The 25,452-nt window shown below is 74.0% G+C and carries 29 protein-coding genes; 11 read left to right on the forward strand and 18 right to left on the reverse strand.

Annotation, left to right across the window (positions count from 1 at the left end; all coding sequences use genetic code 11):
- The first annotated feature begins 58 nt into the window (after window positions 1–58).
- A complete protein-coding gene (locus OM98_RS03830; protein ID WP_010533257.1) occupies window positions 59–967 on the forward strand; it encodes a TolB family protein in 909 nt (302 codons plus the stop codon).
- A gap of 69 nt (window positions 968–1,036) precedes the next feature.
- On the opposite strand, the gene OM98_RS03835 is transcribed toward OM98_RS03830, so the two are convergent.
- The 3 genes from OM98_RS03835 to OM98_RS14450 all read right to left on the reverse strand — a co-directional run bounded on the left by OM98_RS03835 (window position 1,037) and on the right by OM98_RS14450 (window position 3,342).
- Window positions 1,037–1,591: an SRPBCC family protein gene (locus OM98_RS03835; RefSeq protein ID WP_010533258.1), complete on the reverse strand. Its 555-nt coding sequence runs from the start codon at window positions 1,589–1,591 to the stop codon at window positions 1,037–1,039.
- A 277-nt stretch (window positions 1,592–1,868) separates the two neighbouring features.
- Window positions 1,869–2,198, reverse strand: a complete 330-nt coding sequence (locus OM98_RS14705; RefSeq protein ID WP_010533259.1) for a LysR family transcriptional regulator — start codon at window positions 2,196–2,198, stop codon at window positions 1,869–1,871.
- A gap of 886 nt (window positions 2,199–3,084) precedes the next feature.
- Complete coding sequence (locus OM98_RS14450) at window positions 3,085–3,342, reverse strand: VOC family protein (RefSeq protein ID WP_010533261.1); 258 nt, start codon at window positions 3,340–3,342, stop codon at window positions 3,085–3,087.
- A 176-nt stretch (window positions 3,343–3,518) separates the two neighbouring features.
- Between OM98_RS14450 and OM98_RS03855 the strand changes: the two genes are divergently transcribed.
- Window positions 3,519–4,010, forward strand: coding sequence for a MarR family winged helix-turn-helix transcriptional regulator (locus OM98_RS03855; RefSeq protein ID WP_010533262.1), 492 nt, complete (start codon window positions 3,519–3,521; stop codon window positions 4,008–4,010).
- 24 nt (window positions 4,011–4,034) lie between these two features.
- On the opposite strand, the gene OM98_RS03860 is transcribed toward OM98_RS03855, so the two are convergent.
- The 8 genes from OM98_RS03860 to OM98_RS03895 form a co-directional block, all read right to left on the reverse strand.
- Complete coding sequence (locus OM98_RS03860) at window positions 4,035–7,535, reverse strand: S41 family peptidase (RefSeq protein WP_010533263.1); 3,501 nt, start codon at window positions 7,533–7,535, stop codon at window positions 4,035–4,037.
- A gap of 89 nt (window positions 7,536–7,624) precedes the next feature.
- Complete coding sequence (locus OM98_RS03865) at window positions 7,625–8,233, reverse strand: hypothetical protein (protein ID WP_139017564.1); 609 nt, start codon at window positions 8,231–8,233, stop codon at window positions 7,625–7,627.
- A 149-nt stretch (window positions 8,234–8,382) separates the two neighbouring features.
- A complete protein-coding gene (locus tag OM98_RS03870; RefSeq protein WP_010533265.1) occupies window positions 8,383–9,198 on the reverse strand; it encodes a hypothetical protein in 816 nt (271 codons plus the stop codon).
- A 248-nt stretch (window positions 9,199–9,446) separates the two neighbouring features.
- Window positions 9,447–10,517, reverse strand: a complete 1,071-nt coding sequence (locus OM98_RS03875) for an LLM class flavin-dependent oxidoreductase (RefSeq protein ID WP_010533266.1) — start codon at window positions 10,515–10,517, stop codon at window positions 9,447–9,449.
- 112 nt (window positions 10,518–10,629) lie between these two features.
- Window positions 10,630–11,070, reverse strand: a complete 441-nt coding sequence (locus OM98_RS03880; protein ID WP_010533267.1) for a VOC family protein — start codon at window positions 11,068–11,070, stop codon at window positions 10,630–10,632.
- Between the two features lie 261 nt (window positions 11,071–11,331).
- Window positions 11,332–12,183, reverse strand: coding sequence for a type IV toxin-antitoxin system AbiEi family antitoxin domain-containing protein (locus OM98_RS03885; RefSeq protein ID WP_010533268.1), 852 nt, complete (start codon window positions 12,181–12,183; stop codon window positions 11,332–11,334).
- A gap of 356 nt (window positions 12,184–12,539) precedes the next feature.
- The gene (locus tag OM98_RS03890) at window positions 12,540–13,061 is read right to left on the reverse strand and encodes a ferritin (protein ID WP_010533269.1); all 522 of its coding nucleotides are present in this window, start codon (window positions 13,059–13,061) and stop codon (window positions 12,540–12,542) included.
- Between the two features lie 154 nt (window positions 13,062–13,215).
- A complete protein-coding gene (locus tag OM98_RS03895) occupies window positions 13,216–13,638 on the reverse strand; it encodes a DUF1801 domain-containing protein (protein WP_010533270.1) in 423 nt (140 codons plus the stop codon).
- A gap of 47 nt (window positions 13,639–13,685) precedes the next feature.
- On the opposite strand from OM98_RS03895, the gene OM98_RS03900 reads away from it, so the two are divergent.
- The 5 genes from OM98_RS03900 to OM98_RS03920 all read left to right on the forward strand — a co-directional run bounded on the left by OM98_RS03900 (window position 13,686) and on the right by OM98_RS03920 (window position 16,789).
- On the forward strand, window positions 13,686–14,450 hold the full coding sequence (locus OM98_RS03900; protein WP_033194959.1) for a glycerophosphodiester phosphodiesterase: 765 nt from the start codon (window positions 13,686–13,688) through the stop codon (window positions 14,448–14,450).
- A 119-nt stretch (window positions 14,451–14,569) separates the two neighbouring features.
- Window positions 14,570–15,286 (forward strand): glycerophosphodiester phosphodiesterase, encoded by a 717-nt coding sequence (locus OM98_RS03905; RefSeq protein ID WP_010533272.1) that lies wholly within the window; start codon window positions 14,570–14,572, stop codon window positions 15,284–15,286.
- 175 nt (window positions 15,287–15,461) lie between these two features.
- A complete protein-coding gene (locus tag OM98_RS03910; protein WP_010533273.1) occupies window positions 15,462–15,854 on the forward strand; it encodes a hypothetical protein in 393 nt (130 codons plus the stop codon).
- A 10-nt stretch (window positions 15,855–15,864) separates the two neighbouring features.
- Window positions 15,865–16,074: a helix-turn-helix transcriptional regulator gene (locus tag OM98_RS03915; protein ID WP_010533274.1), complete on the forward strand. Its 210-nt coding sequence runs from the start codon at window positions 15,865–15,867 to the stop codon at window positions 16,072–16,074.
- 55 nt (window positions 16,075–16,129) lie between these two features.
- A complete protein-coding gene (locus OM98_RS03920) occupies window positions 16,130–16,789 on the forward strand; it encodes a TetR/AcrR family transcriptional regulator (RefSeq protein ID WP_010533275.1) in 660 nt (219 codons plus the stop codon).
- Between the two features lie 64 nt (window positions 16,790–16,853).
- On the opposite strand, the gene OM98_RS16405 is transcribed toward OM98_RS03920, so the two are convergent.
- The 3 genes from OM98_RS16405 to OM98_RS03930 all read right to left on the reverse strand — a co-directional run bounded on the left by OM98_RS16405 (window position 16,854) and on the right by OM98_RS03930 (window position 18,448).
- On the reverse strand, window positions 16,854–17,117 hold the full coding sequence (locus tag OM98_RS16405; RefSeq protein WP_342626421.1) for a hypothetical protein: 264 nt from the start codon (window positions 17,115–17,117) through the stop codon (window positions 16,854–16,856).
- Window positions 17,069–18,127 carry an MFS transporter gene (locus OM98_RS14455; protein WP_342626422.1) on the reverse strand — a complete coding sequence of 353 codons (1,059 nt, stop codon included), beginning with the start codon at window positions 18,125–18,127 and terminating at the stop codon, window positions 17,069–17,071. Before OM98_RS14455 ends, OM98_RS16405 begins: the two co-directional genes overlap by 49 nt.
- 93 nt (window positions 18,128–18,220) lie before the next feature.
- Window positions 18,221–18,448, reverse strand: coding sequence for a hypothetical protein (locus OM98_RS03930; RefSeq protein WP_010533276.1), 228 nt, complete (start codon window positions 18,446–18,448; stop codon window positions 18,221–18,223).
- A 295-nt stretch (window positions 18,449–18,743) separates the two neighbouring features.
- Here OM98_RS03930 and gdhA point away from each other — a divergent pair, with 295 nt between their 5' ends.
- Window positions 18,744–20,087 (forward strand): NADP-specific glutamate dehydrogenase, encoded by a 1,344-nt coding sequence (gdhA, locus tag OM98_RS03935; RefSeq protein WP_010533277.1) that lies wholly within the window; start codon window positions 18,744–18,746, stop codon window positions 20,085–20,087.
- 13 nt (window positions 20,088–20,100) lie between these two features.
- Here the strand turns inward: gdhA and OM98_RS03940 are convergent, their stop codons facing one another.
- Complete coding sequence (locus tag OM98_RS03940) at window positions 20,101–20,577, reverse strand: hypothetical protein (RefSeq protein WP_139017566.1); 477 nt, start codon at window positions 20,575–20,577, stop codon at window positions 20,101–20,103.
- A 114-nt stretch (window positions 20,578–20,691) separates the two neighbouring features.
- Here OM98_RS03940 and OM98_RS03945 point away from each other — a divergent pair, with 114 nt between their 5' ends.
- Window positions 20,692–21,954: a hypothetical protein gene (locus OM98_RS03945; protein ID WP_010533279.1), complete on the forward strand. Its 1,263-nt coding sequence runs from the start codon at window positions 20,692–20,694 to the stop codon at window positions 21,952–21,954.
- A gap of 49 nt (window positions 21,955–22,003) precedes the next feature.
- On the opposite strand, the gene OM98_RS03950 is transcribed toward OM98_RS03945, so the two are convergent.
- The gene (locus tag OM98_RS03950) at window positions 22,004–22,534 is read right to left on the reverse strand and encodes a DUF421 domain-containing protein (RefSeq protein WP_029362677.1); all 531 of its coding nucleotides are present in this window, start codon (window positions 22,532–22,534) and stop codon (window positions 22,004–22,006) included.
- A gap of 96 nt (window positions 22,535–22,630) precedes the next feature.
- Here OM98_RS03950 and OM98_RS03955 point away from each other — a divergent pair, with 96 nt between their 5' ends.
- Window positions 22,631–23,239 (forward strand): YdcF family protein, encoded by a 609-nt coding sequence (locus OM98_RS03955; protein ID WP_010533281.1) that lies wholly within the window; start codon window positions 22,631–22,633, stop codon window positions 23,237–23,239.
- 25 nt (window positions 23,240–23,264) lie between these two features.
- Here OM98_RS03955 and OM98_RS03960 read toward each other — a convergent pair whose 3' ends face one another.
- Window positions 23,265–23,846 carry an HIT family protein gene (locus OM98_RS03960; RefSeq protein ID WP_050812611.1) on the reverse strand — a complete coding sequence of 194 codons (582 nt, stop codon included), beginning with the start codon at window positions 23,844–23,846 and terminating at the stop codon, window positions 23,265–23,267.
- Window positions 23,843–24,202 (reverse strand): nuclear transport factor 2-like protein, encoded by a 360-nt coding sequence (locus tag OM98_RS03965; RefSeq protein ID WP_010533283.1) that lies wholly within the window; start codon window positions 24,200–24,202, stop codon window positions 23,843–23,845. The genes OM98_RS03960 and OM98_RS03965 overlap by 4 nt, the downstream gene beginning before the upstream one ends.
- A gap of 72 nt (window positions 24,203–24,274) precedes the next feature.
- Between OM98_RS03965 and OM98_RS03970 the strand changes: the two genes are divergently transcribed.
- Window positions 24,275–24,877: a TetR/AcrR family transcriptional regulator gene (locus tag OM98_RS03970; RefSeq protein ID WP_010533284.1), complete on the forward strand. Its 603-nt coding sequence runs from the start codon at window positions 24,275–24,277 to the stop codon at window positions 24,875–24,877.
- The last annotated feature ends 575 nt before the right edge of the window (window positions 24,878–25,452 follow it).

Raw genomic sequence — 25,452 nt, forward strand, 5'->3', positions numbered from 1 at the left:
GCACCCCCGTTCACGGCCGCCTCGTGACCGCGGCCGGGCGCTTTGGCAGACTCGCGGCATGACGACGACGCCCCGCCGCCCCGGCCGGTCCCTCGCCCCCGGCCAGCTGTGCCGCATCCGGATCCGGGACCGCGCCAGCGGCCGGGTGCGCACCGTGCACGAGACCGCCGAGCGGCTGTTCGAGGCGCCGAACTGGTCGCCGGACGGCCGCCTGCTGCTCAACGGCGAGGGTCGGCTGTGGTGGCTGCCCGTCACCGGCGGGGAACCCGCCCCGATCGATGCACCGGGCCTGCCGCCCGTGAACAACGACCACGTGCTCGCCCCGGACGGCGTCACGGTCTTCGCGACCGGCACCGACGGCCACCTCTGGCGCCTGCCCGCCACCGGCGGCGAGGCCGTGCAGGTCACGGGCGACGACGGCGGGCGCCACTACCTCCACGGCATCCGCCCCGACGGGCAGCGCCTGGCCTACGTGCACCTCGTGCCCGGCGCCGGGAAGCCCCTCTCGGCCCGCATCCGCACCTGCGCCCCCGACGGCGGCGACGTGCGGGAGGTGCCCACCGAGCCCGGCCCGGCCGACGGCCCCGCCTGGACCGCCGACGGCTCCGCCCTACTGGTCAACACCGAGGCCTTCTCCACCACGCCGGGGCACGCGCAGATCGCCCGGATGCGGGAGGACGGCACCGGGCGGGTGCAGCTCACCCACGACGAGCGGGTCAACTGGTTCGCCCACGACGCCCCCACCGGCGACGCGGTGCTGTACCTCAGCTACCCGCCCGGCACCGAGGGGCACCCCGCCGACCTCGAGGTGGAGCTGCGCCTGGTCGAGGACGAGCGCTGGGACTCGCCGCGCACCCTGGTCACCCTGCACGGCGGCCAGGGCACCATCAACGTGCCCTGCTGGGCGCCCGACGGCTCGGCCTTCGCCTACGTCGACTACCCGAACGTGGCCGCCGCCGGCGACTGAGGGGATCCGGCCGGTCCTGGCCCAGGGCCGGGGGCCGTTCGCGCTGTCCTGCGCTCGGCTCCCTCCCGTTCAGCCCTCGGAGCCGGGGGCGGGCCCGTCGGCGTGGCCGAACTCGACGGCGTACCGGGCGCGCAGCTCCTCCCAGCCGTGCTCCATCGCGTCCATGCCCACGATCCGCTCCTGGTCGAGGCCGGAGAGCTGGGCGTCGAGCACCGCCAGGCACACCTGCCAGCCGGCCGCGTAGTACTGCGCCTGCTCGATCTCGGGCAGCACGGTCTGCATCACCAGGCGGCCCTCCTCGATCACCCAGCCCACGGTCGCGTCCGCCCAGCGGTGGGTGAGCGCGTGGGTGCCGGCCACCTCCAGCACGTCCGCGGTGACCGGGTCCTCCTCCGGGTGCTCGCGGGACAGCGCCGGACCCTCCGAGGTGAGCGGACGGTCGGGCACCACGGGGGACCAGCGGGCCAGCACCTCGGGGTCGGTGACGGCCTGCCAGAGCTGCTCCTCGCTGCCGGCGAGATCGACCTCCAGCAGCAGGGCGTCCTCGGTGAGGGTGGCCCGCACGGGCAGCTCGCGGATGCGGGTGTCGATGTCGGGGACGGCGGGATCGGTCGGTGTGCTCATGGATCCTCCTGTGCAGCCGTGTCGGCGCTGGGGTGTCGGCGTCTGGGGACGATCCTGCCAAAGGGCTCCGACAGGGGACGGGACCTGGCGGGGACGAGCCCGGTGGCATCCGGCCGGGGCGAGCGGTCCGTCGCGAGGTCCGCCGCAGGGGGCGTCTCGCGGCGGCGGGTCACAGCACGGTGATGCCCTCGACCTTCTCGGCTTCTTCGGCCGCGATCGCGTGCAGGCGCTGGACCATGACCCGCGCCGCCGGGTTGTCGAGCAGATCGACCGCCTCTCAGTCGTCGCCGACGCTGACGGCCAGGTCGTCGGTGACCACGATGTCCCCGCGCTTGTCGAGCTCGTTGATGGAGCAGTCGCGGTGGACCAGGGAGAGCGCGAGATCAGGGAAGCGCTTGCGCACCTCCTGGGAGATGCGCGGCACCCAGGTGGCCGCCACCGAGCTGGCGTAGGCGAAGGCGAGAGAGCCGGTGCGACCGGCGCGCAGCTCCCCGGCGAGACGACCCACCTCGTCGAGGGCGTCCAGGGCGGTGCCGACGGCGGTGGCCGGCTCGCGCCCGGCGGGGGCGACCTCGATGCCGCGGCCGGACTTCTCCATCAGGGTCACCCCGGTCTCCTAGCGCAGCGAGCTGAGGTGCTGACAGACGGCGGAGGGCGTGCACCCCAAGGGCTTCGGCGCTCAGGCGGATGCTGCCGGTCTCCACCACGGAACGCAGCACGCGGAGCTTCGTCGGATCGAGCATGGCCCCGCCCTAGGCCGAACAGTGCGACTGAACAATGGGGAAGAAACGTTCGCTTGTCCTTCCGGATGGGCGGGGGCAGCAGAGAAGCATGTTCACCGACGACACCGCCTGCATCCTTCTCACCCTCATCCAGCTCCTCGCCCTGATCGTGCTGATCGCGGGCGGCTCGGTGGCCCTCGGGGCCCTGGGCCGGTACCTGCTCGGCCGCATCGACACCCGACCCGCCGGGGCCCCCGATCGCGCCGCGGAGGTCGCCCCGCAGCCGGCGCGACGCCCCGTGCCCGTGCTGGCCCGCTCCTCCCGCAGCGCTCGCAGGTGGACCGCGGCCCAGGAGCGCAGCGGACGCCACGCCTCCGCCCGCTGGGCCATATCGCCCGGCCCGTACCGCAGCCGGATCTCCTGCTTCAGGCGCCCCTCGTGCACCGGCAGGAGATCCGACGCGTTCGCGCCGCGGATCACCACCAGCTCCGCCGCGAAGGGGCCGATCCCCAGGACCGTGCGCACCCGGGCCAGGGCCGCGGCGGGATCGAGGACACGCAGGATCGCAGCCCCGGGAAGGCCGCCTGGGCCTCGCCGATCACCGGATGGCGCTCGCCGATGCCGGGCCAGGAGGTGCCGTGCAGGTCGAGGGAGAGGAAGCGGGCCACCTGCGAAGCTGCGCGAGGTCGCGAGGGACCATGGGCCGCGTACCTCGTGCTCGATGGTGAGCGATGCGGGGGTCTCACCGGGCGGGTTCCGCATCGTGCGGGGTCAGCACGTAGCCCTCGGGCCCCACGAAGGAGAAGTGGCGACCGAAGGGGGGTCGGCGGGTTCCACAACGATCTCGATGCCCGCCGCGACCATGCGTCCGTGCAGTGCATCCGCATCGGGCACGGCGATCCAGATCGAGACGCCGGCGCCGGGGCGCGGGGTGGCGGTGGCCGGATCGAGGCCGGGGAGAGGTCGGCGCACGGCCATGGGGATCGGCGTGGTGTCGAAGACGATCGCGCCGGGCCGGTCCATCGCCATCCGGGGGAGGTCGAGGTGCTCCTCGAGGAAAGTGGCGGCGGCCTAGGGGTCGTGGACCTGGCGGGCAAGGGAATCGGGGCCGAGGGACGTCATGGGTGTTCCTTGGTGATGACGGGCGTCAAATATCAGGAATTTGATATGCAGGCAGCACCCGCGGGGTATGTCGAGATATTGACATGGATGTGCCGCGAGAGGACCCCGCCAGCACCGCCGACACCACTCCGCCGCTGACCCGACGGGTGGGGTACGTGCTCAAGCAGGCCCTCGGCCTGATGCGCGCCCGTATGGATGAGGACCTGCGCCCGCACGGCCTCACCGTTCCCCAGTACGCTTGTCTGGAGCTGCTGCACGGCCCCGCGGATGAGTCGCCCCTCGAGCTCACCAACGCCGAGCTCGCCCGCGGCGCCTTCGTCTCCGCGCAGTCCATGAACCAGGTGGTGAAGACGCTGCATGACCGCGGCCTGGTGGAGCGGCCGGCGGAATCCGTGAGCGGACGTCGCCAGCCGGTCCGCCTCACCGCCGCAGGTCGCGCGGCCGTCACGGCCGCGCAGGGCGAGGTACGGGCCATCGAGAAGCGCATGCTCGCGCCGCTCACCGCCGCGGAGGGCGAGGCGACGGTCGCGGCACTCACCGCGATGGTCGCCGCACTGCACGAGCGTCCGGACTGACGCGCGAGAGGCTCGCCTCCCGGATCAGGCCCCGAAGCGGGGCGCGGGCAGCTCCGGTGCCGTCGCCGCCGGGTGCTCCTCCAGCAGCGCCAGGGCCTCCTCCACCCCGCGGGCCAGCTGGGGATCCTCTCCGGCCACCCAGGCGTTCGGAGGCAGCGGCACCTCGATGTCGGGCTCCACGCCGTAGTTCTCGATCGCCCAGTCCTGGCCCTCGAACCAGCTCGCGTACTTCGGCTGGGTGACGCCGGTGCCGTCCACCAGGTCGAAGCGGCCGTCGATGCCGATCACGCCGCCCCAGGTGCGGGTGCCCACCACGGGACCGATCCGCATCGCCTGCGAGACCGCGTTCACGATGTCGCCGTCGGAGCCGGCCTCCTGGTTCGTCACCAGCACCACTGCGCCGCGCGGGGCGAAGGAGGGGTAGGTGCCGGGCCGCTCGTTCCGCGGGAAGTCCCAGGACAGCACGCGCCGGGCCAGCCGGTCGGTGACCAGCTGCGAGGTGTGGCCGCCGCTGTTGTAGCGCACGTCCACCACGATGCCCTCCTTCGTGGAGGCCTCGCGCAGGTCACGGTGCATCTGTGCCCAGCCGCTGGAGACCATGTCGGGGATGTGCAGGTAGCCCAGGCGCCCGTCGGACAGCTCTGCGACGGCCTCGCGCCGCGAGGCCACCCATGCCTGGTAGCGCAGCTGGGTGTCATCGCCCAGCGGCGTCACCACCACGCGGCGCTCCGCCCCGTCCCGTCTCAGCAGCAGCTCGGTGGGCTTGTGCGCGGAGCCCACAAGCAGCGGACCCACGCCCTCGGCGCCGACCTCGCGGCCGTCGATCCGCACGATCACGTCGCCGACCTCGGCGGCCACCCCGGGCGCCAGCAGCGGGGAGCGGGCACCCGGGTCCGAGGAGTCCCCGGGCAGGATCCGGGTGATCGCCCAGCCCTGCGCGGCTGGCTCCAGCTCGGCCCCGAGGTAGGCGGTCAGCATCGGCGGGTCCGCCTGATAGGGCGGGCCCATCACGTAGGCGTGGGAGGTGCCGAGCTCGCCCATGACCTCCCACATCAGGTCCTGGAAGTCGTCCTCGGTGACCACCCGGGCGATCACCGGGTCGTACCAGGAGGTCATCGCGTGCCAGTCCTGGCCATCCATGTCGGCCCGCCAGTACTGCTGCGCCATGATCCGGTAGTTGTCCCAGAGCATCCCGCGGCGCTCGGCCACCGGGTCCACCGTCAGCCGCAGCCGGGAGGTGTCGATGACGATCCGTGCCGGGTCCTCCTCCTCCGCCTTGCGCGTGGCCGGGAGCTGCACGAAGGCCTCGGCCTGTCGGATCACCAGGGACTCGCCGTCGCCGGCGGCCCACAGCTCGGTGACGCCCTCGGCGAGCACCGTCAGCTTCCGGTCGGCGAGGCTCCAGTGCTCGAGCGTCGGGGCCGGGTCCTCGCCCTCCACCCCCGCGCGGGCGGCGCCGAGCTCGGTCGCCTGCGGGTGCCGCAGCCAGACGAAGCCGCCACTCACCGCGGTGAGGTGCGAGTAGGAGCCCGAGGGCACCGGGAAGGGCACCACTCGTGCCTCGACGTCCTCGAGGTCCACGACGGTCCGCGGGGCGACCTCGGCGGCATCGGCCCCGGCGGGGCTGCTCGCGCTGACCGGCGGGGCCGTGGCCGGCTCGGCAGCGCTCGCCTCCACGCTCGGGGTCTCCGCGGCATCCGTCCCAGTGGCGGTGTCGGCGGCGGGCTTCGCCGGATCGGCGGAGGCCGACCAGCCATCCGGGTGCGGGCCGAAGGGGTCCTCGGTGGTGCGCTGCAGCGGGATCAGGTGCGGCCGTTCGGCGTTGACGAAGCCCAGGTCGAAGACCATGTCGTCGTAGGCGGTCTCGAAGGTGCGCAGGGACAGCATCGCCAGGTGCTTGCCGTCGGCGCTGAAGGCGGGCTCGCTGTCCTGGTACTTCCCCGAGGTGAGCGCGCGGCCGGTGGGGTCGGCGTCCTGCACGTCGGAGATCATCAGCCGGCCCAGCGTCCACGAGTCCGGCTCGGTCCATACCAGGTAGCGGCCGTCCGGTGACCAGGCCAGGGAGCGGATCTCGCCGCCGTTGGAGCGGCCGAGCTCCCGGATGCCGTCCAGCCGCGGGGAGGTCGGCTCCGCGGCGCCGTCCTGCTCCCAGGCGGAGGCCGCGCTCGCCGGGGCGGCCTCCTGTGCCGCGGTGCGGCTGGGGTCCTCGACCCCGCGCAGGGTCACCAGGTGGACGGCGTTCTCGGAGGTCGAGACCGCGACGCGGGAGCCGTCGGGGGAGGGGGCGACGTGCAGGACCCGCCCGAGGGGGCCGAGATCCAGCTCGATCGGCTCCCCGGAGCCGTCCAGCCGCACCAGGGCGAGCCGGTCCGAGCCGACGCCGCCCTCGGTGCGGTCCGCCTGCGCGGCCTCGTCGCTGACCAGCAGGGCGTAGGGGCTGCGGCCGAGCGGCTGTGCCTCCCGCAGGCGCAGCCCGCAGCGGCCCGCGAGCAGGCGGGAGGGACCGCCGCGGTGGGTGAGCAGATGGGCGCTGCCGCGCCACTCCACCACGCTCGCCCGGGCGTCGTGCACGGGACGCATGGCCAGCAGGTTCGCGCTCGGGGAGGCGGGGCGCGGCAGCCGGGCGGCCCCGACGCCGTGGGTGCGCACCTCGATCTCGCGCGGCGCGGCCTCCAGGGAGTCCATCGCGAACAGGCGCCCGCGGGAGCCGAACACGATGGTCGTGCCGTCGGTCGCGGGCTCGCGCAGGTAGCCCTCCGCGGAGCTCAGCGCGGTGTGGGCGCGCAGGTCGGAGCCGTCCGCGGCCACCGACCACAGGTTCGCGCTCGCCCGGTCGGTGCGCGCAGCCCCCGCCCCGGGGGTGTCCGAGGCGAAGATCAGCCGGTCGCCGTACCAGGCGATGCGGATCTTCGAGGCCAGCAGCTCGTCCAGCAGCGGCTCCCAGGAACGCGCGGCGTGCTCGGCCGCCGGGGCGTCCAGCGCGACGGCCTGCCGGGAGATCCACAGCTTCACCGCGGTGCCGCCCTGGTAGTGCTTCCATCCGGCCTGGTCACGGCGCCACGGGGTGCTCACCACCGTGGTGCCGTCGGGGTGCATCGCGACCTCCCCCGAGCGGCCGAGCGGCAGCAGCTCCGCGGCGCCGTCCAGGTCCACCGCCCAGAGCTGGGCGTCCCGCGCCAGCGGGGCGCCATGGCTGGTGGTGGCGAGGACCCGCCCGTCGGGCAGCCAGCCGGAGACCTTCGTGGTGGGCTTGCCCCAGGTCGTGAGGCGGCGCGGCGGGACGGAGCCGTCGACCGTGGCGACCCAGATCTCCGGGCCGCCCGACGTGCGGGACATGAACGCGATGAGGGCGCCGTCGGGGGAGAAGCGCGGATGGGCGACGGGCGCACCCTCATCGGTGAGGCGCCAGGCGGTGCCGCCCGCCAGCGGGGCCAGCCAGACATCGTTCGCGGCGGTGAAGGTCACCAGGTCAGCGTGGACATCGGGGTGGCGGAGGTACGCGGCGTGCGCGGGGGTGTCGCTCATGGCCTCACCTTACGGCGGGGCACCGACGCACGAGGCGCGGGCGCGGGGACGCGGGGAATCCTGCGTGCGCGGGAAGGTCGGGGCCCGGCTCAGGCCAGGGCCTCGGCCACGACCTCCTCGCTGCGGCGCAGCACCAGGGCGAGCTCGCCGGCCGTGAGCGCCCCGGCGGTGTCGGCGGGATCCTGCCGCAGCGCGGAGGGGATCATCCCGGTCGCATCGAGCCAGCTCACCGCGGGATCGACGGCGTCCTCGGGCACGGTCGCGGCGACGCCGAGGGCCAGCAGCGAGGGACGCAGCAGATGCGTGAGCGCGGCGGCGCCCTCGGCGCGGGTGACCGCCCGCTCCGGGTGCACCGCGAAGTCCGCGTCCACCGTGAGCGCGCCGCGGCCGAGCAGCCAGAGCAGTGCCGCGCGGCGGTCGACGTCGTCGCCGAGGTCGACGGCCGGGTCCACGGCGGGGGCGGGCACCGCGGGGGACCCGGCGGCGCGATGCAGGGCACGCGCCAGGGCGCCGCGGTCCACGGTGTCCGCCGCGGCGGTCGTGCCGTCGAGCACCCCCGCCTCGGTCGCCCAGATCAGCGCCTCCTCGGCGCCGTCCAGGGCGGAGGTGCCGCCCACCAGGGTCGAGCGCAGCCGCGGCACCCCGATCGCTCCGAGCGGCACGGCGGTCACCGCGAGGGCGGCGGCCCCCAGCAGCACGGGCCGACGCGACGGCCCGGAGGGCTCCGGCGCGGCGGAGCGCGGAACCGCGGACCGGGCGGCCGTGGTCACCGGGGCGGCGGCGTGCGGGGCCGCGGGCCGGGGCGCGCCGGGTGCGCCGTGGCGCAGACGCGGCACCGGAGGACGTCTCACAGCCATCGCAGCGCCCCCATCCGTTCCACGATCGCGCAGCTCACGGCGAGATTGCCCCAGCCGTTCAGGTGGGTGCCGTCCGCGGCGACCAGCAGCGGCGGGGTCACGCCCTGCGCCAGCGCCTCGTGCGTCGAGGCCTGCTCCAGCAGATGCAGCGGGGCCAGGCTGTCCGCGGAGGCCAGCCCGTCCTCACTGGTCAGCAGGGCCTGCAGGTCCAGGAAGCGCTCGCCGTAGCGATCGGTCTGCTCCGCGTTGACCGTGGCCAGGGCCTCCCCGGTGTCCGAGCCGACGGGGTCGCGCTCGGTGGGCCACTGTCCCAGCACCAGGCTGTCCGTCGCCGGCGTGGGGGTCGACTCCCAGAGCCGCTGGACGTCGGCCAGCACCTGCTCCACCTCGCGGATGTTGTTCTTGCCCGTCCACAGGATCTGCCGCGCATCGTCGAGCCCGTCGGTGAGCGTCGAGGTCAGCGTGCCGTCGGCGAGTCGGGCGGAGGGGTCCTCGGGGGTGAAGCGCCAGGCGCCGTCGGCATCGTCGACCAGGCCGGTCACCGTGCCGAGCCGCGCCGGGAAGACCAGCGGGCCGACGGGGGACAGGCCGCCGTCGAGATCGAACAGCACGGCCCCCGTGCCGGTCGCGGGGGTCGTGAGCAGCGTGGCATGCGGCGTGTCCAGGCCGCGGGTGAGCATCGTGTGCCCGGAGCGGGTGGCCGCCACGCCGAAGGGATGCACGACGCCGTCGCCGCAGGCCAGCGCGAGGCGCTCATGGATCCGCACCGGCAGCGGGGAGTCGTCCTCGCCGCGGTGCGAGCTCATCGAGCTGGACCCCCACAGGGTCAGCGGACGGCTCGCGGCGGCGGGTGACAGCAGGTCCCGGAGTGCGGCGCTTCCCGTGTCGGCGACCGGTGAGGCCGGGACCAGAGCGGGCGTCGAGGGCACGGGGACCTTCCGGAGGAGCCGGGGACGAGAGGAGGGCGGGCGCCGGAGCGCCCGCCCTCACCGTAGGTCCTGGTCCCCGCCCTCCGGGAGAGGACGTGACCGGATCGGCCCCGTGCCGCCTCCGTTCAGGCGCTGATCGGGTCGCCCTGCACCGGGCCCTCGGTGTTCGGCCGCCAGCCCAGCGCCGGGGCGACGTGGGTCGCGAAGCTCTCCAGGATGTGCAGGTTCAACTCGACGCCGGCCTGCGAGGGGATGGTGAGCATCAGCGTGTCGGCGCTCTGCACCGCGGCGTCGGCACGCAGCTCCTCGATCAGCTGGTCCGGCTCGCCCACGAAGGTGCGGCCGAAGGTGGAGCGGTGCCCGTCGATGATGCCGATCTGGTCGGCGCCGTCGCCCGGACGCAGGCCGAACAGCCGCCGGTCCTGCTCCGTGATCACCGGGAACACGCTGCGGGAGACGGAGACGCGCGGGGCGCGGGTGTGCCCGGCATCCCGGAACGCCTCGCGGTAGCGGTCGATCTGCTCGGCCTGGAGGTCGGCGAAGGAGGCGCCGGTGGCCTCGGTGAGCAGGGTCGAGCTCATGAGGTTCAGGCCCTGCCGACCGACGTCCTCCGCGCTCTCCCGGGAGCCGGCGCCCCACCAGATGCGGGTGTCCAGGCCCGGGGACTGCGGCTCGATGTGCAGTCCGGCGCCGGGGGAGACGGGCGCGCCGTAGGGCTGCGCTGCCGCCCGGGCCATCGGCTCCCCGCGGATCGCGGCGAGGAACTGCGGGAACTTCTCGCGGGCGATGTCGGCGCCGCGCGGGTCGGTGCTGCCGGTGTAGCCGAAGGCCTCCCATCCGCGCTCGGCGGGCTCGGGGCTGCCGCGGGAGACGCCGAGCGCCACCCGGCCGTCGGCGATCAGGTCCAGCGCCGCGGCCTCCTCCGCCATGTAGAGCGGGTTCTCGTAGCGCATGTCGATGACGCCGGTGCCGACCTCGATGCGCTGCGTGCGGGCGGCGACCGCCGACAGCAGGGGCATCGGGGAGGCGGACTGGGTGGCGAAGTGGTGGACGCGGAAGTAGGCGCCGTTGACGCCGAGCTCGTCCGCGCCGACCGAGATGTCGAGGGCGTCGTGGAGCATCTGGCGCGCGCTGAGGCCGCCCTGCTCGGGGCGACCGCCGTAGTGACCGAAGCTGAGGAATCCGAAGGCTCGCATGATGGTCCCAACCCTAGCGATTGGTTGAATATTCCATAAATGGGTGTGTGGCGTGTCGCCAGGGCGCCAGGGCGCCTGGGCGGCGCGGGGGCCGCGTCGAGCGTGGGCGGGATCAGCCGTGCGCACCGGCCACGACGATCGCGAACAGCACGCCGAAGGGGTCCGTGACCTGCCCGTAGTGGTCTCCCCAGGGCGCCAGCTCGAAGGGCATCGCGAGGCGGCCTCCGGTGGAGGTCACCTTCTCGATCAGCGCCTTCGCCTCCTCGACCGAGTCCAGACCGATCAGGAACGAGTACACGTCCGAGCCCAGTGGCGGCAGCTCCTGCCCGGGGCTCGCGATCGAGTCGCCCCCGGCCAGGGTGAGCAGCCCGCCGGTGAGCACCCCGTGGGCCACGGCGCCGGGCGGCGGGGCGAAGGGGAAGCCGGAGAGGTCCGGGAACTCGTCGTAGGTCATCACCTCGAGCTCCCCGCCGAAGGTGTCCCGGTAATAGGCGAAGGCCTCGCCCGCGTTGCCGGGGAAGCTGATGTAGGGCGTGTTCTGCGGGGTGGCCATGCGGGACTCCTTGGGGTGACGGAACTCCCGGGGCGCCGCGCGCGGCACCCCGGCGCGGACGGCCGGGAGGTGCCCCCGCGCGCTCAGTCAAGCACGCCGCCCAGCCCCCGACCAGCCCATCCGTCCCACCCCGCGCGCCGCGCCGCCCGGATGCGCCCCCACGCCCCCATCCCTGTCCACGAGATGTACTCAGGTGGCATGTCGCGTGGATAGTGCACGCGGCATGTCACCTGAGTACATCCGGTGGACAGCGCCCGCGGCTCACCCTCGGCGTCGCGGCCTGCGATGGACACCGGCCCGGATCATCGCCAGAAGGGTGGCGAGGGTGTGGTCCCAGTCCAGCATCACCTGTTCCCAGGTCAGACGCACCACCGTGTACCCGAGACGGTGAGCCGTAAGGTCCCGCAGACGATCGCGGTGGAAGTCCTCGACCCCGGCGTGATGGGCGACGCTGTCGCACTCGATGATGAGGCGCTCGCCGACCAGCAGATCCACGCGCCCGATGCCCTCCACCCAGACCTGGGAGCGCATCCGGGCCCCGGCGCGAGTCAGTCCGCGCCGCACCCGGGTCTCCGTGCCCGACTCCGCGTCCCCTCGCAGCGGGAAGATCGAGGCTTGGCGCCGCTGGGAGAGCGAGGCCGTGGCGGCCTGCACGGCGGAGGCGTCGATGAGCTTCAGGTGCAGGCCCGATTCGAGGACGATCGCCGCCCCGTCGGCATCCAGGCAGTGCACCGCGTGTTCGAGGGCGAGCGGCAGCGGGAGCACCGGATGGGGATCCGGCCATCTCCGCAGGATCGGGGCATGCAGGACCACGTCGCATCCGGGCGCGATGTCGAGTCGCGCGCTGCGCAGGGCGGCGCGGTGGTCGCCGCGGGAGGTCGGGACCCAGAAGCCGTACAGGTTGAGTGCGTCGACGCAGGTCACCCGGTGGCCGTGCCGAAGTGCCCGGAGGACGGCGGCCGGGGTGTCGCCGGTGGCGTAGTAGCCCCGGCCCAGCGCGATGATCGTCCCCTCGGCGACCAGGCGCTCGATCGCGCGGCGCCCGTAGCCGGCATCCTCCAGTTCGCGACGGGTTCGGACGTGGACCTCGGGTCCCCGCGGTGGCGACATCATCGGACCAGCGTCGTGCTCCGTTGCGCGGGCCGTGGTGCCCGGGACCCCGGCGGTGGACGTGTGGACGGTGGGGAGGAATCGCGTGGCACCCGGTCGGGACCGCGTCCGCCCACCGCGAGGTCGTGTCCGTCGGATGTACTCGGGTGGCAGGCCGCGCGCCTATTCCACGCCACCTGTCATCTGAGTACATCTCGTGGACAGTGCCGGGGCGACTGGCGGGGGAGGACCGAGGGGGGTCGGGTCGGACGTGCGCGGGGGTCGGATCGGCCCGGGCACGCAGCGTGCGCGCCGCCGGACGCGCGGACGCCCGGGCACGGGGGGTGCCCGGGCGTCCGGTGGATCAGGAGGTCAGCGGGTCACTCGCCGTCGGCCTCGGTGGAGCCGGCGGGGCGCTCTCCCAGCTCGGCGTCCAGACGCAGCAGGCCGGAGCCGTCATCACCGATCAGCTTCACGCGGCCGATGATCTCGGAGACGGTGGCCTCCTCCTCGATCTGCTCGTCCACGAACCAGTTCAGCAGCGGGCGGGAGTCGTAGTCGCCCTCCTTGTCGGCCGCGCGGTACAGCTCGCGGATGGATTCGGAGACCTTCTCCTCGTGGGCCAGGGAGGCCTCGAAGATCTCGAGCACCGAGAGGCCGGCGGCCACGTGGGGCGCCTCGATGGTGCCGATGGCGGCGTGGTTGCCGCGGTCGGAGACGTGCTGGATGAACTTGTTGGCGTGGACGATCTCCTCGTCCGCCTGGTGGCGCAGCCAGGCGGCGATGCCGGTGAGGTCCTGCTCGTCGGCCTCGATGGCGAGCTGCCGGTAGGTGATCGAGGCGGCGAACTCGAGGGTGATCTGGTCCTGGAACTTCTTCTCAAGGGTGTCGGAGAGCTTCATGGAACCGACCATAGACCCTGGTCGTGCGCTTGTCAGCCGTGCCGAGCCTCACCTCATCGGTCCAGGTCACGTAGGGAAACCTCGCCTCACGCCGGAGCGAGGGGCGAGGCCCGCGGTCGATGTGTCACCAGGTCGGCGTCCGGACCTCGGCGGCTCAGCAGGTCCCGGTGCCGGCGGAGGCTTCCCAGGAGTGGGCGACGAGCTCGCGCAGCACGTCCTCGTCCACGTCCTTCAGGCCGTTCACGTACAGGCAGGCCACCGCGCGACGGTGCTTGCCCAGGCGCTCCAGCAGCTCGGCGGTGCGCGCGTTGTCCTGCAGCACGTGCAGCGAGAGCGCCGCCTTGCGGGGGCTGAAGCCGACCCGGGGCCAGGTGCCGCTGCTGCCGCCCGGGTTCTCGTACGCCGTCTCGCCGAAACCGATGATGCTGGGGCCCCACATCACGGGCCGCTCGCCGGTGACCTCGCCGAACAGCTCCAGCAGGCGGGCGCTCTCCTCGCGCCGGCGCGCGGTGGGCAGGGCGGCGCAGTAGGCGACGGGGTCCTCGTCGGTGGGCTGGGTCTTCGGGGCGTCGGCCATGGGCACAGGGTAGGCCGGGGCTTCGCGCGCTGGGTACAGTGCCGGACGTGCAGCCTCCCCGAGACCAGGACCCCCGCCCGCTCCTCGTCGGCCACCGCGGTGCGGCCGCCCTGGAGCCCGAGAACACGGTGCGCGCCGTGCGCCGCGGGATCGCCGAGGGCGCTGACCTGGTCGAGTTCGACGTGCACCTGAGCGCCGACGGGCAGGACGTGATCCTGCACGACCCCGAGCTGGACCGCACCGCCGCCCCGGCCTCCCCGCTGCGCCACGGACGGGTCGACGGCTACACCCGCACCGAGCTCGACACCGTGCTGCTGGAGCACGGCGAGCGCCTGCCCCGCCTGGCCCAGATGCTCGATGCGGCCCACCGACCGGACGGCGCCGCCGTGCCCGCCCTGGTCGAGGTGAAGGCCCCGGCCGCCGCCTCGCTGGTCGTCGCCGCGCTGCGCGAGCGCTTCCCCCGCCAGGCCTTCGCGGACCCCGGGACGTCTCCGGCATGGGTGATCTCCTTCCATCCCGCCGCGCTCGCCGCCGCCCGCGCCGAGGCCCCCGAGGTCCCGCGCATGCTCATCGCCCACGCCGCCGACGACGCCTTCTTCGCCGTCGCCGAGGAGCTGGAGGTGGCGCAGCTGTCCCTGCGCATCCGCGACTGCCGGCCCGAGGACGCCGCCCGCTGCCGCGAGGGCGGACGCCGGCTGAACCTGTGGACCGCCCGCACCGAGGAGCAGCTCGACCGGGCGCTGGACCTGGGCTGCGACACCCTCACCGTGGACGACCCCGCCTGGGCCCGCCGCCGCCTCGCCGGCGCCTGACGTCCCGGTCCTGCTCGCGCCCGACCCGACCGGCCACCGCCACGTCCGACCGCTGTCCGCTCCCTGTCCGCACTCCGTCCGCCCCGACGTCCCGCGTCCGTTCCCCTCAGGAGGTCCCCGTGACCAGCCCCCGCCCCTCCGTCGTCGGCCACCGCGGCGCCCCCGTGCACGCCCCCGAGAACACCCTGGCCGGGTTCCGTCGCGCCGAGCAGGACGGCGCGGCCTGGCTGGAGTGCGATGTGCACCTGAGCCGAGACGGGCAGGTGGTGGTGATGCACGACGAGAGCATCGACCGCACCGCCGCCGCGGACTCCGCGCGGCGCACCGGCGCGCTCGCCGCGCTGACCGCCGCCGAGCTGGCCGAGGTGCGCCTGGAGGCGGGGGAGCCGGTGCCGCTGCTCCCCGAGCTGCTGGCGGTCACGGGTGTGCCGCTGTTCATCGAGGTCAAGGCCCCGGCCGCCGCGACGGCGGTGGGGAAGCTGCTGGCCGCGCTGCCGACGAGCTCCCCGGCGGCCGCCTCCACCGTCATCTCCTTCCACCCGGAGGCGCTCGCGCAGGTGGTCCGCGACGCCCCCGGCACCCCCGTGTCCCTGCTGGTGGAGCAGATCGACGAGGCAGCCGTCGCCGCCGCGACCGAGCTGGGCGCGAGCGGCATCGGCCCGGGGATCGACGGGCTGTGCCTGGCAGCCGGCCGCGCCGTGCATGCCGCCGGGCTGCGCCTGAACCCCTGGACGGTGAACACGGCCGAGCAGCTCGCCGTGGCGCTGGCCTGCGAGGCCGACACCATCACCACCGACGACCCGGCCTGGCTGCACGCCCGCCTCGACGACCGCTGAGACCCCTGGCGGGTCCGGGCTCCCCGGTGTCGTCGTCCCGATCCGGTGTCAAGGAAGCTCAACATTATTTGTCAAGAACCCTTGACCCGTGTGTCAAGGACGCCATACATTGTGGGTGCCGGCATCGTCCACCCACCCGCCGGGATCTCCCGGCCCCACCATCGAGGTGAGTCCCATGGCACGCTCCGACCGCCGCACCACCCCCGCCGCCCGCCGCTACATGATCCGCTTCTTCCTCGGCATGGCGCTCTACATGCTGGCCCTGCCGCTCGCCCTGATCGTGCGCAACGCGGGGCAGCCCTCCTGGATCCCGCTGCTGATCACCCTGCCCAGCGTCGCCCTGATCACCTGGGCAGTGGTCGCCTACTTCCGCGAGGCCGACGAGTTCGAGCAGCGCAAGCTCGGCGAGTCCTTCACCACCGCCTTCGCGATCGGGGTGCCGATCCTGCTCAGCCTGGGTCTGTGGGAGGCCTTCGGTGGACCGCGCCTGAGCTGGATGTTCGCCTTCATCGTGATGATGGCGGCGTGGTTGTTCGGCACCTCCGTCGCCAATCTCCGGTACCGCTGAGGAGCCCGCGATGCGCAACGAGATCAAGGCCCTCCGCACCGAGCGGCGCTGGTCGCAGGCCGAGCTCGGCACCGCCCTCGGGGTCTCCCGGCAGACGGTGATCGCCATCGAGAACGGCCGCTACGACCCCTCCCTGCCGCTGGCCTTCAAACTGGCCGCCGTGTTCGGCGCCCCCATCGAGGAGCTGTTCCATCCCGATCCCGAGCAGGAGCAGCCCTGATCGGTCCGGGGCCCCGTCGCCCCACCGCTGATGCCCCGGCCGCTACGGTCGGGGCATGAGCATGCCCTCCGAGGAGCCGACCGTGGCCGCCGCCGAGGGCGGGGCCCGTGCCGCTCCGCGCCGTCGTCGCCACGACCCCGAGCGGCGCGACCGCATCGTCGCCGCCTGCCTGGACGTGATCGCCGAGCACGGGGTGGCGGGCACCTCCCACCGCCGGGTGGCTGCGGCGGCCGATGTGCCGCTGGGCTCGATGACCTACCACTTCGCCGGGATGGACGAGCTGCTGGAGGCGGCCTTCCGTCGCTTCGCCGAGGGCGCCGCCGCGAGCCTCGAGCGGCGCACGGCCGCCGCGCAGGGCCTCGAGGAGGCGCTGGCCGCCTTCGCGTCCAACATCGACGAGGACGTGTTCGGCACCGACCGCGACCTGGTGCTGTCCCTCGAGCTCCACACCCTCGCCGCCCGCCGGCCCGCCTTCCGCGAGATCACCAGCGCCTGGATGGACCGCACCCGCGCCTGCCTGGAGCCCTTCGTGGACGACACCGCGGCGACCCTGCTGGACGCGATGAACGAGGGGCTGACGATCCACCGCGCACTGCACGACCGCGAGCCCCGGCCGGGTCTGGCGCAGGAGGCGATCGCCCGTCTGGCCGCGCCCGCGACGACGCCGGGGTGCGGGAGCGAGCAGGCCGGCGGCCCGGAGCCGACGCCGGCCTGACCGTCCGTCCCCGTGCTCCCCGGGGATCGTCGGCCCACCCTCCGGGCGAGGGGTCGTGCCGGACTCAGCGGGTGGGGTCTGCCCGGGTGGCCGCAAGCACGGCCTCCTCGTCCGCCCCCACCGTGCGGCGCGGGCTCAGCATCCCCGCCAGCAGCACCACCATCAGCCCGGCCAAGGGCACCACCAGCAGGCCCACCCGCAGTCCGGCGGCATCGGCCACCGGGCCCACCAGCGGCGGGGAGAGCAGGAACCCGAGCCGCATCAGCCAGGAGACCACCGTCAGGCCGGTCCCGGCGGGCAGGCCGGGCAGGTCGTCGGCCTCCTGCATCGCGGCAGGCACCAGGCTCGCGGAGCAGAAGCCGGCCAGGGCGAAGCCGGCGATGGTGCCGGGCACGGTCGGCACCGCCAGGGCCAGTCCCATCCCGGCGGCGATGATCGCGCCCCCGTGCGGGCGACGGTGCGCTGGCCGAAGCGGTCGACCATCCCGTCGGCCAGCAGGCGGCCGAGGAACTGCGCACCCACCAGGGCGATGAAGCCGGTGGCGGCGAGGGTGGAGGGGGCACCGAGGTCGCGGGAGTGGTAGAGGGTGGCCCAGGAGTTGCCGGAGTTCTCCACCAGGGTGCCCCCGAGGGCGATCACGACGAGCGCGCCGAGGATGATCGCGGGACGGCGCACGGCGACGCCGAGGATGCGTCGGGTCGCGCGGGATCCGTCCGCGGGCGCGTGCTCCGTCCGCTCGGGAGCGGCGTCGTCCCCGTCGCGGCCGGGCAGGGCGGAGCGCAGCGCCACCAGGGCGACCACGGTGAACAGCAGTCCGGAGGCGGTGAGGTGCCAGCGCAGCGGCACCTCGAGGGCGATCGCGGCGGCCGCCATCACGCCGCCGGTCACCGCGCCCACGGACCACAGGGCGTGGAAGGAGTTGATGATCGAGCGGCCGTAGCGGCGCTGGACCCGCAGGCCGTGGGCGTTCTGGGCCACGTCGGTGATCGCGTCGCAGGCCCCGGCGAGCAGGAGGGCGAGGGCCAGGACGCCGGCGACCGGCGCCCTGGCGGCCAGCAGCAGCCCCAGGGCGGTCAGGGCGGTGCCGATCACGGAGGCCCGTGCCGAGCCCAGGCGACGGATCGCCGCCCCGGCGCCGAGGCCGGCCACGATGGCGCCGGCGGGGAAGCAGGCCAGCACGAGCCCGTAGGTGGCGTTGTCCAGGCCCAGCGCGGCCTTGATCTCGGGGTAGCGGGGCAGGAGGTTCGCCAGCAGGGCGCCGTTGGTCAGGAACATCGCGGCGACGGCGCCGCGGGCGCGACGCAGTTCGGGGGCGATGCCGGGGGTCGAGGAGGCCATGCGTACGTTCGTACGCAACGAGGGGTGCGAGAGGAAGGCGCGCGCGGGGAAGGGGTCGGTCCCTCGCTGCCCGCGGCCGCCGGGGCGCCGCCGTCAGCGGTCGTGGGGCGCGGGTGCCGTGGAGGGGTCGTCCGGCGACCCGACCCGCGCGCGCAGCACGAGGCGCCGGCGCAGCACCAGCACCGACACGGGCACCGCGAGGAAGATTGGGACCATCACGGCCCCGTGGACCTTGAACAGCAGGACCGGGTCCGGGCTGGCGAGCCCGGCCCAGTCCCACACCCCGTGCAGCACGATGGCCGCGAGCAGCCCGCCGACCACGGCCAGCAGCTGTCCGGCGGAGGTGGTCGCGAGCAGGACCAGCAGGGGCCAGGCCAGGGGGAGCCGCGACGGCGTCCGCGGGTGGATCGGTCACGGGCTGACCTCGTTGTCGTTCTCGTGGCCCTTCCCGACGCCATCGGGCGGGGCGACCCGTCGGGCAGGGGCGAGCTGAAGCTACCAGCGGTGCCCCCCGGGGCGGACGTGGACGCCCCTCCCGGTCACCGCCGGTCCTCCTTAGGCTGAGGTCCCGGCCGCGCCCCCGCGCGGCCCGCGCCACGTCCAGGAGGTCCCCCCGATGTTCGACTCGCCGCTGCAGGACACCTACGAGCAGGTCATGCGCCGCAATCCCGGGGAGCCCGAGTTCCACCAGGCCGTGCAGGAGGTCTTCGAGTCCCTCGCGGTGATCCAGGGTCGCCACCCGGAGTACGCCGAGCACAGCATCCTGCTGCGCCTGTGCGAGCCGGAGCGGCAGCTGATCTTCCGCGTGCCGTGGGTGGACGACGCCGGGAAGGTCCAGGTCAACCGTGGCTTCCGCGTGGAGTACAACTCGGCGCTCGGCCCCTACAAGGGCGGATTGCGCTTCCACCCCAGCGTGAACCTCGGCATCGTGAAGTTCCTCGGCTTCGAACAGATCTTCAAGAACTCCCTGACCGGGCTGCCCATCGGCGGCGGCAAGGGTGGGGCCGACTTCGACCCCCGCGGCCGAAGCGACGGCGAGGTGATGCGCTTCTGCCAGTCCTTCATGACCGAACTGCACCGCCACCTGGGGGAGTACACCGACGTGCCGGCGGGGGACATCGGCGTCGGCGCCCGCGAGATCGGCTACCTCTTCGGCCAGTACAAGCGCCTGACCAACCGCTACGAGGCCGGCGTGCTGACCGGCAAGGGGCTGGACTGGGGCGGCGCCCTGGTGCGCAAGGAGGCCACCGGCTACGGCGCCGCGATCTTCGCCGATGAGATGCTCCGCACCCGCGGTGCCTCCCTGGACGGGCGCCGGGTGGCGATCTCCGGCTCCGGAAATGTCGCGATCTACGCAGCCGAGAAGGTGCGTCAGCTCGGCGGGACGCCGGTCACGGCCTCGGACTCCTCCGGCTACGTGGTCGACGAGGACGGGCTGGACCTGGACCTGTTGCGGCAGATAAAGGAGGTCGAGCGCGGGCGGATCGGCGAGTACGCCGAGCGTCGCGGCGGGCGCGCCCGCTTCGTGGGCACCGGCAGCGTCTGGGAGGTGCCCGTCGACGTCGCGCTGCCCTGCGCCACCCAGAACGAGCTCGACGGGGCGGATGCGAAGACCCTGGTCGAGCACGGCGTGCTGGCCGTCGCCGAGGGCGCGAACATGCCCTCCACCCCGGAGGCCGTGGACCTCTTCGCCGAGGCCGGGGTCGCCTTCGGCCCGGGCAAGGCCGCCAACGCCGGGGGCGTGGCCGCGAGCGCGCTGGAGATGCAGCAGAACGCGAGCCGCGACGCCTGGACCTTCGAGCACAGCGAGGAGCGACTCACCCAGATCATGACCGGCATCCACGCCACCTGCGTCGAGACCGCCGCGGAGGTCGGCCGGCCCGGCGACTACGTGGTGGGCGCCAACGTGGCCGGCTTCCGCAAGGTCGCCGACGCGATGCTCGCCTTCGGGGTGATCTGAGCCCGGGGGTCGGTCACCCCGGCAGCACCTCCACCTCGATGACCACGTTCTCGACCGGGGCGTCCGGTCCCTGGTCGCAGTCGGGGTCGGACTTCGTGCGGTAGCAGTAGCGGACCTCGACGGTGCTGGTGCCCGGATCCAGCCCTTCGAGCTCCACGGCGAAGCGGGAGTCGCCCCCGGCGGCCCCTCCGTCGCGCGTCCGGCGTTCGCCGAAGACACTGCTGCCTCCGACCACCTCCGCGGCGAGGACGTCCCCGTCGCCGACGGCGATCACGTCCCAGGCGTCGCCGACGCCGGGACTGAACACGCCCAGGTCCACCTGGGCGGTCGCTCCGGAGGGCAGCTCGACCCGCTCCGTGCCTGCGGGCAGCAGCTCGGGGTCGAACATCGCGGGCCGTTCGCAGCCGCTCGCCGTCGCCGTCAACGCCGCGATCGCGAGAGCGCGCGGCAGCCAGCGAGCCCGGCGCGGTGTGATCTGGTCCCCCTGCATGGCGCCCCTTTCGCCCCGTCATCCCCCCGGATGCCCGGCAGTCTACGTCGCCGATGTGACGGCCGGCACGAGCGCGAATGAGAACCGTTCGCGTTTTGCTGATACCTTCCCGGCATGAACCTGATGAGAACCATTGTCACGAACCGTCGGGCGGCGGTCCTCGCCGGCGCCGGCCTCCTCGCCCTCAGCGCCTGCGTCCCCGCCACCACCGCCGTCAGCTCCGACGGCGAGGTGCTGGACCGGACGGAGATGCCCGGCTACCTGCGGCTGAACCCCGCCGGCGACGGCCGCACCGTGGTGGTCAGCGGCAATGACGCCTTCGCCATGTACGACACCGGCCTCGAGGCCATGGCCCACGGCGACCACTACCACTACTACGAGCAGTCGCCGCGGCTCACCGACCTCACCGTCGAGGCGCCCCTGCCCGGCCACGTCGTCCCCCATGGCGACCGCACCGCCCTGTTCGCCGACGGCACCGGCGAGATCACCCTGATCGACCCCGCGGGCCTCGCCGAGGGAGAGCTCGATGTGCTCGGGACGGAGACCGCCGACGACCCGCACCACGGCGTCGCCGTCCCGCTGTCCGACGGCGGACTGCTCACCACCCAGGGCACCGAGGAGGCCCGCAGCACCGTCCAGGTACGGGACGCCGAGGGGACCGTCGTCGCCGAGACCGACGACTGCCCGGGCGTGCACGGCGAGGCCACCGCCCAGCCCACCGAGAGCGGCGACGTCGTCACCCTGGGCTGCGAGAACGGCCCCGTCGTCTACCGCGACGGCGCGTTCCACAAGGTCGAGGTGCCCGAGGAGTACCAGCGCTCCGGCAACCAGAAGGGCAGCGAGGACTCCCCGATCGTGCTGACCGACTACAAGGTCGAGGAGGATCCCGCCGGCGACATCGAACGTCCCACCCGGATCGGCCTGCTGGACACCCGCGACGACTCGATGACCACCGTCGACCTCGGCGCCGAGTACTGGTTCCGCTCCCTGGACCGCGGGCCCGACGGCGAGGCACTGGTGCTGACCACCGACGGCGAGCTGAACATCCTGGACCCCGTGAGCGGGGAGATCCTGCACGAGGTGCCGGTCACCGAGGAGTGGACCGAGCCCGACGAGTGGCAGACGGCCGCACCCATGCTCGCCGTCGCCGACGGCACCGCCTTCGTCGTGGACCCCGACAGTCAGCATCTGACCATGGTCGACATCGCCACCGGCGAGGCCTCCCAGGAGATCGACCTGCCCGTCGTGCCCCACGAGATCCAGGTGACCAGCGGCACCGTCTCCGGCGAGTACGAGGTCTCCGGGGAGTCCCATTCCGAGGACGAGCACGCCTCGGACGAGGGCGGCGAGGACGGCCACGAGGGCCACGACCACTGATCGTCCGCCCCGGCGCGGCCCCGGACCCGAGGGTCCGGGGCCGCCGCGGTCAGTCCGAACGGCCCTCGGCGTAGCGGCTCACGCTCGAGCCGTCCCCGATCGCGTCCCGGGTGATCACCCCGAGGCTGCCCTCCCGCAGCAGCAGGATGGTGTGGATGTCCTCGAGCGAACCGTGGCCGGCGCCCCGGGCCGCCTCGTGCAGATCGGCCTCCACCAGGCGATGGCGCCGCAGCGCCCGCTCCACGGGCCGTCCCTCCTCGAACAGCACCACCGGCGGGTGGTCCACCAGCCCGCGCACCCGCGCCGAGCGCGCCCGGGCCCAGGCCAGCAGCCACTGCAGGAAGACCAGCAGCACGAGCACCCAGACCACCTGCACCAGGGAGACGGTGCCGGCGGTGATGGTGCGCCCGAACGCCGAGCCGAGGGTCACCGCGATGACGAAGTCCAGCGGCGTCATCTTCGACATCGTCCGCGGTCCCGTGATGCGCAGCAGCAGCACGAGGACCAGGTAGCCCGAGGTCGCCATCACCGCCCCGTGCACGATCGGGGTCCAGCCGTTCCAGATCATCGACATGTCCATCGCGACAGGGTGGCACGTCGGCGGGTGGGGTCCCGACGCGGGCGGCGGCGACGGACCGTCCGGTCCACGGCGACGACGGCCCCCTACCCTCGGGTCATGTCCTTCTGTCCCCGCACCGTGCCCTGGGCGGTCGCCGGCACGCTGGGTGTCCTGGTGCTCGGGGTGCTGGGTGCCTCCGAGCTGATCCATGCCCGCTCCAGCCGGCGCCGGTTGGGGGTCCCGCGCGGCACGCCGCCGGGACGCGAGGCCGTGGTGGTGCTCGGCTACCGCAACGAGGGCGAGCGGATCAACGCCGTCAACCGCTTCCGGGTGCGGGCCGCCCTGCGCACCCTGGACCCGGCCGCGGGGGAGAGCGTGCTGGTGTGCTGCGGCGGCGCCGTGGGCGGTCCGGTCCCCGAGGCCGAGCTGCTGGCCCGCCACGCCCGGGCGCTGGGCTATGAGGGGGAGTTCCTGCTGGAGGCGGAGAGCGCGAGCACCTGGGAGAACGTGCAGAACGCGATCCCGCTGATCGAGGACGCGGACTCGATCGCGATCGTCTCCAACCCGCTGCACGCCGAGAAGGCCCGGGCCTACCTCGCGCTGGCGCGTCCGGACCTCGCCGCCCGCCTGCGCCGCGCCGAGGAGTATCGCCCAGGGGAGCTGCTGTGGCTGAAGCCGCTGGCCACGGTGCTGGGGCTGGGCGACCTGGCCCGGCTGCCGCACTGACGGCGGTGCGGCGGCCGGGTGCGGCTCAGCCCGCCAAGGATCGACGCAGCCGCTCCTGCCAGTCCTCCGGCGCGCGATGCGTGGACCGGGACGAGGGCCAGGCCCGCAGCCCGTCCCCCTCCCAGCGCGGCACCAGGTGCAGGTGCAGGTGGGCGACCTCCTGTCCCGCGTCGGTCCCGCTGGAGTGCAGCAGGTTCACGCCGGTCGCGCCGAGCGCCTCCCGCATGCCCCGGGAGATCCGCTGGGCGAGCAGCATCGTCGCCGTCAGGTCCTCCGGGGACGCCTCGGGCATGCCGGAGATGTGCTGCTCGCTGGCCACGACCACGTGCCCGGGGGCCAGGGCGTCGGCGGCAAGGGGCTGCAGGGCGGCCGCGCGGGGCTCGCGCGCCACCCAGCAGCCCGCCGAGAGCTCGTCCAGCAGGCGGCAGAAGGAGCAGTCCGGCTCGCGCTCGGGCGCAGCGGGCGGCAGGGAGGTCGGGTCGGGCTCGGGCGCGCGCACCACCGGCTGCTGTCCGGTGCGAGGGCGCACGGAGCGCCGGCGCAGCACCCGCCGGATCGGGGCGGCCGAGGGGACCCCCACCCAGCCGCCGGGGGAGGGGGGCCTCATCCCTGGATCGGCGCAGCGACCGCCTCCTCGGTGCCGGCCCCGGCCATCGCCTCCAGGGCTCGCTGCAGCACCTGCAGGTCCTCCAGCGTCGCGACCTCGGTGACCTTGCCCCAGGCCAGGGTCATCAGCTGGATCATCGTGTTCTCGTGGCGGACGCCGCCGGGCAGCAGGCGCATCAGGCGCTGCCACCACAAGGTCATGGCCTCCCGGGAGGTGCGGTAGCCGCCCAGGGCGTGCTCCCCGTGGAGGCGATAGGCGAAGGACGGGGCCAGGGAATCGGCCATGACCTGGTAGTTCCCGTCGTTGATGCTGGCGAAGGTGTCCGGCACCCTCGGCCGCACGATCCGCTTGTACATCCGTATCCCCCTGCTCCCCGGGCCGTGTCGCCCGCCGCCGTCGGCTGCGAATACGTTACGCTGAGTCACATTATGACGCCCTCCGGTCGCCCGCGCAACTCCTCCATCGACGACCACCTCCTCCGCGCCGCCGCCGAGCTCGTCACCGAGCGCGGCTACGCGGGGATCACCGTCGAGGAGGTCGTCGCCCGCGCCGGCACCACCAAACCCGCCTTCTACCGGCGCTTCCGCGACCTCGCGGACCTGGTGCCGACGTTGCTGACCTCCCGCCACGGCACGGATGAGGACATCGACACCGGCAGCCTGATCGGCGACCTTGTCGAGGTGCAGCGCCGCCAGCGGCTGCTGTTCACCGACCCCGTGGTGGTGCGCGGGGTGTGCGGCTGGCTGGCCGCCATCGACGCCACCCCCGAGCGCGGTGAGCCCTTCCTCGCCGAGTACCTGGCGCCGCGTCGGGCCTTCACCGGCGTGATCCTGCAGCGCGCCGTCGACCGGGGCGAGATCGCGACGGGGGTCGACCCCGGCTGGATCGCCGACCTGCTCTCGGGGCCCTTCCTGATGCGCGCGATGCTGCCGGGGATGCCCCCGATCGACGACCGACTGGTGGTGCAGAGCGTCCACGCCGCCCTCGACACCCTCGGTTACTGGGGCGAGCGCCCCGGCCTGCCCGCCTGAGGCGGTTGCTGCGGTCGCTGCCATGGCGACCGTGGTGGTGTTCCACGCCCATCCCGACGACGAGCCCTTCACGACGGCCGGGTGGTCGGCACCGCAGATCCTTTGACCGACGTGGAGGTCTCCGCGTCTGCTGGCGCGCGACGGGCCGCCCTTGACGCCTACGACCCCGGCCTCGGCACCGCGGACCTCGCCGAACTGGTACGCGCCGCCGACCCCCGGGCCGCAGGCGACGGGGTGCTGTCGAGGGCGATCCACGAGACCGAGGGACGGCGCCCTCGTGGTGGCGGGTGACTGGCGCTCGAACCACGCCAACGGCCCCTCCGCGTTCACCCTCGCCTTCGCGGGCGACCGGGTCCCCCGCATGGTGGTTCGCGAGGGCTGAGCCCCGTTTCCCGGGCGAGCCGGGGTGGCCCCGGCTCGCCCGACCTTCGCTGGGTACTTTTCGTCGGCTCCCTTCCACCCAGGGAAGGGAGCCGACGAAAAGTGCCCCTGCACCTTGCCGCGGCGGGGACTTCCGTGCGTTCGCGAGCCACGTGTGGTTCGTGAGCGCAATGATCTCCGGCCGGTCGGAGTTC

This window comes from Brachybacterium squillarum M-6-3 (genome assembly GCF_000225825.1).
Lineage (GTDB): Bacteria > Actinomycetota > Actinomycetes > Actinomycetales > Dermabacteraceae > Brachybacterium > Brachybacterium squillarum.